This window comes from Legionella bozemanae (assembly GCF_001648595.1).
Lineage (GTDB): Bacteria > Pseudomonadota > Gammaproteobacteria > Legionellales > Legionellaceae > Legionella > Legionella bozemanae.
On sequence record NZ_LBAW01000027.1, the window covers coordinates 1 to 12,399 of the forward strand.

Sequence of the window (12,399 nt, forward strand, 5' to 3'; positions counted from 1 at the left end):
AGGCGTGCTGCGTATTCTACTGATTTCCCTCTCAGTGTCAAATACTTTTTTCATTTTTTTTAAAAAAATGATGACACTCTGTTTATTGTAAATGCAGCTTGGCAATTCTACGCTTGCCAACTTGTATTATATAGGTTTGGCCTGCAGGCAATACAAGCCCCCCATCCTCAACCTTATCACCATTTATTTTAACCGCACCCTGCTTCACTAAGCGGATTGCTTCTGAAGTACTTTGAGTTAAATTCACTTGCTTCAATAATTGAACTAAAGAAAGTGGTTCTTTTAAAGTTAAGGTTTGTTCTTCCAAATCTTCAGGAATAATACCTTTCTGGAAGCGTTCTATGAATTCTTTGTGTGCTTGTTCTGCTTGTGTTTGATCATGGAAACGAGCTACGATTTCTTTAGCAAAATCAATTTTTATGTCTCTAGGATTTGCTCCCTGAATTACAGATTGTTTTAAAGTCTGTATTTCTTTTCCTGTTTTAAAACTAAGTAAATCAATATAACGCCACATTAGTTCATCAGATATTGACATAATTTTACCAAACATATCAGCGGCAGGCTCATTAATACCAATATAATTATCCAATGACTTAGACATTTTTTTCACACCGTCCAAGCCCTCAATTAACGGGGTCATCATGACTACTTGTGGTTCAAGGCCATAATGCTTTTGTAATTCACGACCCATTAGCAAATTAAATTTCTGATCTGAACCACCAAGTTCAACATCTGCTTTGAGTGCAACGGAATCATAACCTTGCAGTAGAGGGTATAAAAACTCATGAATTGCAATTGGTTGGCCCGTAGTATAACGCTTATTGAAATCATCACGTTCTAGCATCCGTGCAACCGTATGTGTTGCCGCCAGGCGAATTAAGTCCACTGCACTAAATTGGGCAAGCCATTGAGAATTAAACACCACTTTTGTTTTAAGAGGATCTAAAATTTTAAAAACTTGCTCCTGGTATGTTTTTGCATTTTCAAGAACTGTTTCTTGGCTAAGAGGCAAGCGTGTTACGTTTTTTCCAGTTGGGTCGCCGATCATTGCGGTAAAATCACCAATTAAAAAAATGACCTCATGTCCATATTGTTGGAATTGTCTTAGCTTATTAAGTAATACAGTATGCCCCAAATGCAAATCAGGTGCAGTTGGATCAAAACCTGCTTTTATTTTTAAAGAAGTTCCCTTTTGTAATTTTTTTTCTAATTCTTGCTGCGGAAGTACCTCCTCACAGCCTCTTACTAACTCGGAACATACTGAATCTTCGACTATCATGACATCAAAACCTTTATAAATGATTGACCTATCTTCTCACACCGAGTATCTTAGCCCGGTTGGCAATTTCCTGCCATACCTAAAAGGTGATTTAAGATAATTTGTCAGCCGAAATTTAAAAAATGCAGACAATAGCATGATTTTGGGTGGCAATGTATAGGCAAACGATGGATAAGAAACCTTATATATATATCGAAAAACGAAAAACGAATAAAAATAAAAAATCTAAGCCATCTAAGGTATTAATGGGTTTTGCTTTGGCTATTGCCTTTTCACTTCCCTATTTCCTTGTAAAAAAATTCTCACATAATCCTCAGCAAGAGCCTACAACTCAATCCATTACTCTGCCTGATCTGGATGAGGATGGATCTGAAGAATATCAAGATGAGGCATATCAAGAAGATACATATCCCACTGAAGAAGAACATGTTGCTGAAGAATCTCCATCAGAACTTACTCAAGAAACAGCCAAAACAGTTGTAGAGAACGTGGTTAATACAGTAAGACCCGTCAAAAAAATCGTCAAGGACAATGAATGGCAAACCATTAGACCTAGATCTGGTGATTCCATGGCTACCATTTTTAAGCGTCTTGGATTATCAGCACAAAATCTGCATTTGGTGATGCAAAAAAATCCTTATGCAAAAGCACTTACTGCAATAAAGCCAAGCCAGGAACTGAAATTTTTAATTAATAAAAATAAGTTGGAAAAATTAGTTATCCCGATGAACAATATACAAACACTGACTGTTTATAGGGATGGCACTATTTATAAAACCAAAATTGATTCCAAAAAAGTGAAAACGCAAGAGCGTTATATCAGTGGTGTGGTCAAAGGTTCTTTATACGCTACGGCCCAAAATTTAGGGATCCCCAGAAAATTAATTCAACAAATGACTACAATTTTGCGCAAGGAAATCGATTTTTCCCGTTCCGTTCGAAGCGGTGATCGTTTCTCTATCGCTTATGATACGTTGTATGTGGAAGACAAAATGGTAGGCATTGGGGATGTTGTTGCTGTAAGCTATACCAATCAAGGCAAAACCGCCCAAGCGATACGCCATATTAGTAGAAATGGTACTCGTGACTACTATACTCCCAAAGGAGAAAGCTTTAAAAAAGCTTTTTCACGATATCCCATTAAATTTAGCCATATCAGTTCAACCTTTTCAAATTCCAGATATCATCCAATATTACACTATAAAAGAGCGCATAAAGGCATCGATCTTGCAGCACCCATTGGTACTCCGATTCAATCAGTCGGCGATGGGACTATTACCAACATTGGTAGACATAATGGCTACGGTAATATGATTGAAATCAAACATGATAAAACGTATAGCACTCTTTATGGACACATGCTTCGATTCGCAAAAGGTCTATCAAAAGGCAGCAAAATAAAACGAGGTCAAGTGATTGGCTATGTAGGTCAGACAGGTCTTGCGACAGGTCCTCATTGCCATTATGAACTGCATGTTCACAATCAACCAAGGAATCCAACAACGACCTATTTGCCTACAGCGTCTCCTGTTCCTGCGCGAGAAATGGCTCAGTTTAAGGCAAAAGTGCGTCATGTATTTGCTCGTTTAAAATCACTTGAAAAAACAGACCTTGCCAGTAAAAACAAGAGCAAGAAGAAAACAAAAGTGGGATAACCTATATAACTCTCCCTAATGTATTTTGACAGGGGTCGAACAACTTGCAGAACCATCATTAGTATTGAAAGTTGCTGCTTCTTGAATGTCTGATACGGAACAGACGGAAATGTATAACCCGTCTCTGATTTTACATTTGTAATTCCACTGGCTTTTATTGTTAAGAAAGGGACATTATCAAAATTATCACCCAAATAAATAACGACAAACAATTACTGCAGCAATAATTCCGGCGAGATCTGCGAGTAAACCAGCTGGAATAGCATGTCGTGTACGCCGAATTCCTATAGAACCAAAATATACGGCAATGACGTAAAATGTTGTTTCAGTACTTCCCATCATAGTTGCTGCAATTTTAGCAATAAGTGAATCCCCTCCATATTGATGAATTAATTCTGCCATCATTCCTGTTGAAGCACTTCCTGAAAAGGGGCGGATTAAAGCCAATGGTAAAACTTCTGGAGGCATGCCAATCATGGCTAGAAGCGGAGCAAGAAGATTTGCTAATAAGCTAAAAAATCCCGAAGCACGTAGCATGCCTATTGCAACAATCATTGCAATTAAGTAAGGAACAATATTCAAAATTGTATCAAAACCTTGTTTTGCCCCCACAATAAACGCATCAAACACATTAATTTTTTTTATTGCAGCATATAGAGGAATGCCCACGATAAAAACTAAAAGCATCCAATTGGATAATTGATTGGCAAATCCACTCATAAGGTGTCTTTCCTTCCAACACGAAACATTGGTAATTTTTCTAACTGTTTTACAGAAATAATGGCAACCAAAGTAGAAATGATCGTTGCGATCAAGGAACTGACTATAACACTGCTGGGATTAGTACTGCCATTTGCCGCCAAATAGGCGATAGCGGTAGCAGGAATTAATTGCACACTCGAAGTATTAATTGCTAAAAAAGTACACATGGAATTTGTTGCAATTTTTGCATGTTGATTCAGTGTTTGCAGCTCTTTCATCGCTTGCAGCCCAAATGGCGTTGCTGCATTAGCAAGTCCTAGCATATTGGCAGCAAGATTCATTGTTATAGCCCCCATTGCAGGATGTTCAGTGGGGATATCAGGAAATAGTCGTCTTAAAATCGGCCTAAGCGCTTTTCCGAGTAAGTTAACCAAACCTGATTCATTCGCTATAGACATTATTCCTAACCATAATGTCATGATTCCTGCTAAACCGAGAGCGATGTCAAAACCAAGCTTGGCTGATTCAGTAACGGAACGCGCAACTTCATCAATACGTCCCTCAATCACCCCTACTATTACAGAAATCAGTATCATCCCTAGCCAAATTAGATTGAGCATTCTTGCCTCCATACTTTGGAACAGGTTAAAATGTAGTTATTTTTTGGCCTTAGATAGAAAAAACTGATGAAGTACACACTTACTCCCTTAAAACATCTGATGTTTATAACCTGTCTTTTCGTTTCTTTTCAAAGTAATGCTTTTGATGCAAATAGTACTGAAAAACAGGCTAATTCCTCAATAGAGAAACTATACCATAATCTAAGCAGCATGCCGAATAGTTCCATGCCAAACAGAATTGATTGGATTAGCAGCCAATTTTTAGGGGTGCGTTATCTTCTTGGCTCTCTTGGAGAAGGTTCAACAGCTCGATATGATCAATTTCCCAAATACCGCGTTGATGCGTTCGACTGTGATACCTACGTAAACACCATTTTATCTTTAGCTGTAGCAAACTCCCTTACCTCATTTCAACAATGTATCAATAACATACGTTATAAAAATGGGACAGTTTCTTACCTGCAACGAAATCATTTTACTGGCTTGGATTGGAATCAAAATAATCAGCGTAGTGGAATATTGGAAGATATTACGCTCACTATTAAAGATCAAAATAACCAGCCGGTTGCCAAAGTTGCTGATGCAGTCATTAATAAGCCCAATTGGTATGCCTTTAAAACCGTAGAAACAATTAGATTGCAACGCACAGATAAAGTGAAAGAAGAGAAACGATTGGCCGAATTAAAAAGCAAAGGTGCTAAATTAGAAGTCGCCTCAGAAAAAGTTCCTTATCTGCCTTTTACTGCATTATTTTCCGAAAATAAACCCAATATGTATTTATTTGCACAAATTCCTCATGGAGCAATTATTGAAATTGTTAGACCAAACTGGGATTTAAGTCAAAAAATCGGCACCGCGTTAAATATTTCACATTTGGGCTTTGCAATTAGAAATAATGGTCAATTGTATTTTCGCGAAGCTTCGTCAGAATATGGCAAAGTAGTTGATGTGCCATTGATTGATTATCTTGAGAAAGCGCAAAGCAGTCCAACAATTAAAGGCATCAATGTCCAAATCGTTGTACCTAAAAGGCCATTAGCAGACTGTAAAATGCCTGTTTCAAATCAAACTTAATTTGGGTAAACTACAAAACAAATGTAGCCTGGGTGAAGCGCAGCGTAACCCGGGTTAATTGGACTAAAATTCCCGGGTTACGCTGCGCTTCACCCAGGCTACATCAGGCATTAGGATCATTAAAATGAATTACGGATTAACGCATAAACCCACTTTATCAACTAGTGAATGTCTTGTTCTTGGGGTATTTTCTGATGCTGAGTTAACCGACTTTGCTATGGCTCTAGATAAGGAGCATCATGGTCTAATCAGTAGGCTTATTAAGAAAACCTCTGAATCAGGCGATATACAATGGCATCATGATGTGCATGGCAGTTTATTGATCATTCAATGTGGCGAACAAGCAAAATTTACTCCTTCCCAGCTTAAAAAAAGACTAGGTGAGATCACAGGGGCATTAATTAAACACCGCATCCGAACTGCCACTGTATGTTTGCCATTAATCACTCAATATTCTGCGGATTGGCAATTGGAGCAAATGGTTACTCAAATAGATAATCAATGCTATCAATTACTGGATTTTAAAAAGAAAAAAGCCAAACCTCATCAATTAGAAGCCATAACTTTTTACTTGCCCAATGCCAGTGAAGAGGGATTAAAATCAGGCCAGGCAATTGCAGCAGGCGTTGAATTGAGCCGTCATCTGGCAGATATGCCCGCCAATATCTGTACACCAACTTATTTGGGGGAACAAGCCATACAGCTTGCCAAAGAATTCACCCAACACATGAGTTGTAAGGTGATGGGCCCCGATGAAATGCGCAAAATGGGCATGGAGACTTTATTAGCAGTTGCACAAGGCTCAGCCCAGCCACCAAGACTTATAGACATCCATTACAAGGGGGCTGGTGATCTACCTCCAATAATTTTGGTGGGGAAAGGAATTACTTTTGATTCAGGTGGACTATCCATCAAGCCGGCAAATGCGATGGATGAAATGAAATATGATATGTCTGGTGCTGCCAGTGTATTAGGTACTTTAAAAGCCTGTGCTTTATTAAAGCTTCCTATCAATGTTATAGGTTTAATCGCCAGTGCTGAGAATATGGTGAGTGGCACCTCAGTGAAATCGGGAGATATTGTCACTAGTATGTCAGGACAAACTGTTGAAATTATTAATACCGATGCTGAAGGTCGTTTGGTCTTAGCTGATGCCTTAACTTATGCAGAACGATATCAACCTGAATTTGTCATCGATATCGCAACCCTTACTGGTGGAATTATTGTCGCCTTAGGGACTGTAGCATCCGGTTTTATGACTCAGGATGAGGAGTTGGCACAACTGATTGAAAACGCGGCTAAAGAAAGCAATGATAGAGTCTGGCGTATGCCTTTAGATGATGAATACCAAGATGCTCTTGATAGCCCTTTAGCAGATATGATCAATGCAGGTTTTGATCGCACTGCAAGTAGTATTACTGCTGCATGTTTCCTATCTCGCTTTACTGAAAAGTATCGTTGGGCACATTTGGACATTGCAGGTACAGCCTGGGTTTTTGGTAAAAATCGTAATGCTACGGGTAGACCTGTTCCCTTACTCACTCAAATAATACGCCATGCCAGCAATTCGCGTTGATTTTTATTTATTAGCAAGCGATCAGAACGATGCACGTTGGCTGGTCGCTTGTCGTCTTTTGGAAAAAGCTTATGCCAAAGGTCATAAAGTTTATGTCTTGTGCAATAACAAACAGGATGCTGAGCTACTGGATGAGTTGTTATGGACATTCAAAGAAGATAGTTTTATCCCACATAACCTACAAGGTGAAGGTCCTGAACCACCTCCCCCAATACAAATTGGTTATGAACGTGAACCCAGAGGGTTTAATGATATTTTGTTAAATCTTTCCAATTCTATTCCATCTTTTTATGCCAGATTTAAACGTATAATGGAATTAGTAATCAATGTAGAAACTGAAAAAGAACAAAGCCGCGCACATTATAGAGACTACAGAGCAAAAGGTTGTGAGTTGCATACACATCAGATTGAGATGAAATAGCGCCAAGCCAATTATTTGATTCAAATGGCAAATTGTAGCTTGGTCGCCTGGGTGCAGCGTAACGAAAACCCGGGGTAATGGAGCATGAATAAAACTTCTTAATCCCGGGTTTCGCTACGCTGCACCCAGGCTACAAAAAATAATGTCTTAATCCCAAAGAACATCTTTATCTTTTTTTATTGCCGCTTGTAGTAAACTAATTAAAGGAACAGCACGTTTTGCAAGGCTAATTTCCTGTTCGTTGTCTTCATCATCCTCGACAACTTTTTTTTCTTTTTGAAGACCAGTCTGCAACCTCTCCAAAGCTTCAGGAAGCTGTTCGGATTTAATCGCTCCAGGAACGGTGCCGCTATGTCCCATTAAAGAAAGCAAACGTTTAGCTATATCGGCAAAATAAGTAATGTCTTCATAGGCATCTGTATGAAATGTTATTAACATCAAAATCTCCTTTTTAAACACCACATTTTATTATCCATAAACCTTCAGCAAATATTCTGCAACAGTACGTAACCCCATCGCTTCGCCTCCTTCAGGTTTTCCAGGCTTACTGCTTAAATTCCACGCCATAATGTCAAAATGCATCCATGGGATGGATTTTGTTACGAAACGTTGAAGAAATAACCCCGCAACAATTGCTCCTGCATAAGGATGATCACTGGCATTAGTCAAATCAGCAATGCTTGAGCGAAGCAATTCTTCATAAGCAGCAAATAAAGGCAAACGCCAGATAGGATCGGCTGCTTTATGCGATGCAGCCGCCACTTCTGCGGCCAATTGATCATTATTAGTAAACAGAGCAGCTATTTCGGTACCTACTGAAACTCGAGCAGCTCCAGTTAAAGTCGCAAAATCAATGAGCAGCTCAGGCTGTTCTTCACACGCCTTTACCAAAGCATCAGCCAAGACCAAACGTCCTTCTGCATCTGTATTATGTACCTCCACTGTTAAGCCATTACGCATTGTTAGGACATCACCAGGTCTAAATGCATCAGGTCCTATAGAGTTTTCAACCGCAGGAATAAGCATCTGTAAATGCACGGGCAAATTGCAAGTCATAATCCATTGTGCAAGGCCTATTACATGTGCTGCGCCGCCCATATCTTTTTTCATTAACCGCATGCCCGATGCCGATTTAATATCTAGGCCGCCGCTATCAAAACAAACGCCTTTTCCTACCAGAGTAATATGAGGGTTTTTCTCATCGCCCCAAGTTAACGACAACAAACGGGGCGCTGATTTGGAAGCACGTCCAACAGCATGAATTGCTGGAAAATTATCCTTTAGTAATTCATCGCCCACCCACTGCCTGAATTGTGCTTTATGGGTTTTAGCTAATTGCTCCACTACTTCCGCTAATTCTTTGGGGCCTAAATCACTTGTTGGTTTGTTGATTAAATCCCTCACTAAAAAATGAGCTTGGGTTAATGCCAAAAGAGAGTTTAAATCATCTGGATGAATCATTAAAAGACGAGGTTGCAGATCGTGTCTTTTATATGCGTCAAAACGATATTGCGCCAACGCCCAAGCCATTGTTGCTTCCTGAGTACAAGTGCCTTGCACCTGATAAATATTAGGCGGAAGTGATAATGCCGCATTGGCTAAAGCTTGAACCTGATTCCCATCGCCTGTACCGACATAAGCTTTATCAATTAATCCATCTGCATTCTGAATAAAACAACAATCCCCTATTTTTCCTTTAAATTGATACAAGGCAAGACAATTTTGTTCTGCTGGAGACAGCATACTTATTCCTTCTTCCCTTTGGCTTTGTGACATCAAATAAAGAGGAATGGCCCTGTCACTCTGAGTTTCATAAAACAATTTTGCTTGCATATTTTTATTCCTTCACTTGACCACGAAAATGAGCAGGTCTAAGCCCGGCTAATCCCAGGACTAATAAATAAATCATTACGGCAACTAATACGTGGACGGATAATAAGCCTAAACGCATCACTGGAGAAAAACTAAGCCAATAATCTACTGTACCACTAATAAGCATTAAATAAATACTGATTGCTGCATTAGCAAAGAGTAATTGTATGCTGTATTTTATCCATCCCGGAGAAGGTTTGAACACCCCTCGTTTAATGAGTAAAAATAATAAAGTGCCGCAATTGACATAACCTGCCAATGCGGAAGCTAAAGTCAAGCCTGCATGAGCAAAATGCCAAACAAAAAGGAAACACAATAATGTATTAACCACCATAGAAATCGCCCCCACCTTAACTGGGGTACTAATATCTTGTCGTGCATAAAAACCAGAAGCCAATACTTTGACCATCATAAAAGCAGGTACACCTGCTCCAAGAGTAATCAGGCTTTTTTGCGTCTGAAGCACGTCGTAGACAGTGAACTTGCCATAAGCAAAGCAACTTGCAATTAAAGGCATAGCAAACAAACACAATCCTAAACTCGCAGGAATTCCTATAAGTAAAATAGAACGCAATCCCCAATCCAATGCACTTGAGTATTGGCTTATACTTTGTTCGGCATGCCTTCGGGATAAATGTGGAAGAATTACTGTTGCAATCGCTACTCCAAAAACCCCTAATGGGAAATCTGTAAGACGGTCTGTGTAATACAACCAAGAGACACTGCCAATTTTTAAAAAGGAAGCAAAAATACTATCCACCATTAAATTAAGTTGGGCAATAGAAACCCCAAATAAAGCCGGAATCATAAGCTTAAGCACTTTATTCACTCCAGCGTCATTTCTAACCAACTGAGGTTTTACCAATAAATTCCGATGATGTAAAAAAGGAATTTGAAAAAACAACTGTACAATACCAGCAATAAGAACCCCCCAAGCTAAACCTACTACAGGCTTTGGTAAATGAGGGCATAAATAAATCGCTGCAAGAATCATACTGATATTCAGCAATACGGGCGTAAACGCGGGGATTGCAAAATAGCCATAGGTATTTAATACTGCCCCTGCCATGGCAGTCAACGAAACCAACATTAAAAAAGGAAAAGTAATGCGCAGCATTTCAGTAGCCAATACGGCACGACTACTGTCATGGCTAAAACCGGGGGCAAATAAAAAGATAATTATAGGTGCAGCAAACATCCCAATTAAAGTGACAACACTAAGAATAGACCCTAAATATCCGGCGATACGTGCAATAAAAATTCGTACATCATTTGGGGTGCGTGTTTTTTGATATTCGGCCAGTACAGGTACAAAAGCTTGAGCAAATGCTCCTTCGGCAAAAAGACGACGCATAAAATTAGGAATGCGGAATGCTACAAAAAAAGCATCCATACCTGCTTGGGCACCAAAAAAATTGGCAAGAACCATATCGCGCGCAAAACCTACAATACGTGAAATAAAAGTCATCACTGAAACCAATGTCGTTGAACGCAATAAGCTTTGCCGTTTAGGTACCATAATCTCTGAATCAGTTGCTGCCATAATTTTTATGCACAAAGTAAAATACTTTATAATAACCCAAATGAATCGGCTGTCATAATCTTAAATAACAGCGTATCAGTCTTTACATTAAAATAACCTGAGCTAGTAGATATCCTATTTCCCAACACAATTGGGCATAAATTATACACTTCGCAATTGAGAGAATCAATTTATACTTTAGAAACAAAGAAGTTTCTATTGACAAATTCTAACTCATTGTGCATGATCATCATCTTTTTGTACCGTCTGAATGAGTGGAGATTTTTAAGTGGCAAATATTAAATCAGCGATCAAACGTGCTCGCCAAAACGTGAAATTACGTCAACACAACGCCAGTGCACGTTCTATGTTCCGCACTTACGTCAAAAATGTAATTAAAGCTGTTGAATCAGGTGATAAAGAAGCCGCTCATGCTGCCTACACCAAAGCACAACCAATTATTGATAAGGCTGCTGGAAAAGGTTTAATTCATAAGAATAAAGCTTCTCGTATTAAAAGTCGCCTGGTAGCTCGCGTTAAGGCAATGACCGCTTAATCTTTTTTCAATTCATAAACTTCGAACTGGCAGTGCCAGTTCGATTTTTTTATGTTGCTGCTCCCCGCTTTGAGGCACACACAAAACTTCTTTGAGTGATGCATTGCTCCCTCCCTATCAATGTTTCCTCGAAACGGTCAGTTTAAGTTGTGAGAAAATTTTTTCTAAGCAGTGCAGCATACATCAGTATGAGTGCATTGATTAGGAAAGTTTTCTCGCAAAATGCATCGAATACCATTGTTTCCTGATAGAAACGCAGTACTTTTAACCTGGGTTTTGCCTTGCTCCCAGGTTATGATTACTTTTAGAAATAACGCGCAAATGGCTACTGTACTAACGTGTAAAGGCTAACCACCGAGAGAAAGGGATTCGTCATTCATGGTAATTAATGTCGCTCTTGCATTTAATATTTCTTCCATTAATAATTCATGCACGTTGAATGATTCCAATATAGCGAGAAAATGTCTATTTTTTTTCAGGAGCTCAATAATTTGCTCACCTACCAGCTCGTCTTTGGGATAGGGTAACAATCGTTCTAAAGCGCCAGTAATTAGGTGATTTTTATTTTGGATTTCATCCTCTATTTTATCAATAGCATCTAGTGAGCAGGCTTCTTGCAAGCGCTCTTTAAAATACTCTTTTTGATTTACAAGTAGCTCTGCAACAGGCTTAAGCTCTTTTAGTTTTTTAATAAAAACTAATAATTCTGTTTGTTGTGCCTCAGTTAGATTGGATAATGCTTCCTGAAGACTTAATAATTCTTTTTTAGCTATAATATTTTTTGTTGTAATCTCAGTATAACTCAACAAGGTCATTACATTTTTGAAATTAGGAAGGTCAGCTATATATGTCTTTACTTTTGACAGAGTCTCTTCATCTGTTCCCTTTGTAAGTTCCAATAAAAAGTGATGAACTTTTTTTTCCTCATTAATCATCTTGTGAACAACGTTATCGAATTCTTCTTTTGTATTTGCCATACGAAGCTCGTTTTGCAACACATTCAGGGTATCACAAAAAGCATCAACTTTTATTTTAGCCTCGATAAAACTATCAATGATTCGGTTAACATTATTCTTTTTTTCCTGAAAAAGCCTACTCATTTCTATTTCCTCAATGTCATTA

12 protein-coding genes are annotated in these 12,399 nt (G+C 38.8%); 5 read left to right on the forward strand and 7 right to left on the reverse strand.

Going from position 1 to position 12,399, the window contains the following annotated elements; genetic code table 11:
* Window positions 1-82: 82 nt before the first annotated feature.
* The gene (gene tyrS / locus A8O27_RS15495; RefSeq protein WP_058457957.1) at window positions 83-1,279 is read right to left on the reverse strand and encodes a tyrosine--tRNA ligase; all 1,197 of its coding nucleotides are present in this window, start codon (window positions 1,277-1,279) and stop codon (window positions 83-85) included.
* 167 nt (window positions 1,280-1,446) lie between these two features.
* Between tyrS and A8O27_RS15500 the strand changes: the two genes are divergently transcribed.
* Window positions 1,447-2,934 carry a peptidoglycan DD-metalloendopeptidase family protein gene (locus A8O27_RS15500; protein WP_058457956.1) on the forward strand — a complete coding sequence of 496 codons (1,488 nt, stop codon included), beginning with the start codon at window positions 1,447-1,449 and terminating at the stop codon, window positions 2,932-2,934.
* A gap of 186 nt (window positions 2,935-3,120) precedes the next feature.
* Here A8O27_RS15500 and A8O27_RS15505 read toward each other — a convergent pair whose 3' ends face one another.
* On the reverse strand, window positions 3,121-3,654 hold the full coding sequence (locus A8O27_RS15505) for a spore maturation protein (RefSeq protein ID WP_058457955.1): 534 nt from the start codon (window positions 3,652-3,654) through the stop codon (window positions 3,121-3,123).
* The gene (locus A8O27_RS15510) at window positions 3,651-4,256 is read right to left on the reverse strand and encodes a nucleoside recognition domain-containing protein (protein WP_058457954.1); all 606 of its coding nucleotides are present in this window, start codon (window positions 4,254-4,256) and stop codon (window positions 3,651-3,653) included. Before A8O27_RS15510 ends, A8O27_RS15505 begins: the two co-directional genes overlap by 4 nt.
* A 66-nt stretch (window positions 4,257-4,322) precedes the next feature.
* Here A8O27_RS15510 and A8O27_RS15515 point away from each other — a divergent pair, with 66 nt between their 5' ends.
* The 3 genes from A8O27_RS15515 to A8O27_RS15525 all read left to right on the forward strand — a co-directional run bounded on the left by A8O27_RS15515 (window position 4,323) and on the right by A8O27_RS15525 (window position 7,327).
* Window positions 4,323-5,330, forward strand: coding sequence for an N-acetylmuramoyl-L-alanine amidase-like domain-containing protein (locus A8O27_RS15515; protein ID WP_058457953.1), 1,008 nt, complete (start codon window positions 4,323-4,325; stop codon window positions 5,328-5,330).
* A 124-nt stretch (window positions 5,331-5,454) separates the two neighbouring features.
* Entirely contained in the window at window positions 5,455-6,906 is a 1,452-nt protein-coding gene (locus A8O27_RS15520; RefSeq protein ID WP_058457952.1) for a leucyl aminopeptidase, read from the forward strand.
* A complete protein-coding gene (locus A8O27_RS15525; protein ID WP_058457951.1) occupies window positions 6,887-7,327 on the forward strand; it encodes a DNA polymerase III subunit chi in 441 nt (146 codons plus the stop codon). Before A8O27_RS15520 ends, A8O27_RS15525 begins: the two co-directional genes overlap by 20 nt.
* A gap of 147 nt (window positions 7,328-7,474) precedes the next feature.
* Here the strand turns inward: A8O27_RS15525 and A8O27_RS15530 are convergent, their stop codons facing one another.
* The 3 genes from A8O27_RS15530 to murJ are packed head-to-tail and all read right to left on the reverse strand — an operon-like array spanning window position 7,475 to window position 10,742.
* Window positions 7,475-7,765 (reverse strand): DUF1840 domain-containing protein, encoded by a 291-nt coding sequence (locus A8O27_RS15530; RefSeq protein ID WP_058457950.1) that lies wholly within the window; start codon window positions 7,763-7,765, stop codon window positions 7,475-7,477.
* Window positions 7,766-7,795: 30 nt separating this feature from the next.
* Entirely contained in the window at window positions 7,796-9,160 is a 1,365-nt protein-coding gene (locus A8O27_RS15535; RefSeq protein WP_058457949.1) for a leucyl aminopeptidase family protein, read from the reverse strand.
* A gap of 4 nt (window positions 9,161-9,164) precedes the next feature.
* Complete coding sequence (gene murJ, locus A8O27_RS15540; RefSeq protein ID WP_058457948.1) at window positions 9,165-10,742, reverse strand: murein biosynthesis integral membrane protein MurJ; 1,578 nt, start codon at window positions 10,740-10,742, stop codon at window positions 9,165-9,167.
* A 268-nt stretch (window positions 10,743-11,010) separates the two neighbouring features.
* On the opposite strand from murJ, the gene rpsT reads away from it, so the two are divergent.
* A complete protein-coding gene (gene rpsT / locus A8O27_RS15545; RefSeq protein WP_058457947.1) occupies window positions 11,011-11,277 on the forward strand; it encodes a 30S ribosomal protein S20 in 267 nt (88 codons plus the stop codon).
* 347 nt (window positions 11,278-11,624) lie between these two features.
* Here the strand turns inward: rpsT and A8O27_RS15550 are convergent, their stop codons facing one another.
* Window positions 11,625-12,377, reverse strand: a complete 753-nt coding sequence (locus tag A8O27_RS15550; RefSeq protein ID WP_064115122.1) for a hypothetical protein — start codon at window positions 12,375-12,377, stop codon at window positions 11,625-11,627.
* Window positions 12,378-12,399 lie beyond the last annotated feature (22 nt).

Coding starts and splice junctions, on each gene's coding strand:
- A8O27_RS15525 (WP_058457951.1), top strand. CDS start 6,887: ATGCCAGCAATTCGCGTTGATTTTTATTTATTAGCAAGCGATCAGAAC.
- A8O27_RS15520 (WP_058457952.1), top strand. CDS start 5,455: ATGAATTACGGATTAACGCATAAACCCACTTTATCAACTAGTGAATGT.
- A8O27_RS15505 (WP_058457955.1), bottom strand. CDS start 3,654: ATGAGTGGATTTGCCAATCAATTATCCAATTGGATGCTTTTAGTTTTT.
- A8O27_RS15535 (WP_058457949.1), bottom strand. CDS start 9,160: ATGCAAGCAAAATTGTTTTATGAAACTCAGAGTGACAGGGCCATTCCT.
- A8O27_RS15510 (WP_058457954.1), bottom strand. CDS start 4,256: ATGCTCAATCTAATTTGGCTAGGGATGATACTGATTTCTGTAATAGTA.
- A8O27_RS15515 (WP_058457953.1), top strand. CDS start 4,323: ATGAAGTACACACTTACTCCCTTAAAACATCTGATGTTTATAACCTGT.
- murJ (WP_058457948.1), bottom strand. CDS start 10,742: ATGGCAGCAACTGATTCAGAGATTATGGTACCTAAACGGCAAAGCTTA.
- A8O27_RS15500 (WP_058457956.1), top strand. CDS start 1,447: ATGGATAAGAAACCTTATATATATATCGAAAAACGAAAAACGAATAAA.
- tyrS (WP_058457957.1), bottom strand. CDS start 1,279: ATGATAGTCGAAGATTCAGTATGTTCCGAGTTAGTAAGAGGCTGTGAG.
- A8O27_RS15550 (WP_064115122.1), bottom strand. CDS start 12,377: ATGAGTAGGCTTTTTCAGGAAAAAAAGAATAATGTTAACCGAATCATT.
- A8O27_RS15530 (WP_058457950.1), bottom strand. CDS start 7,765: ATGTTAATAACATTTCATACAGATGCCTATGAAGACATTACTTATTTT.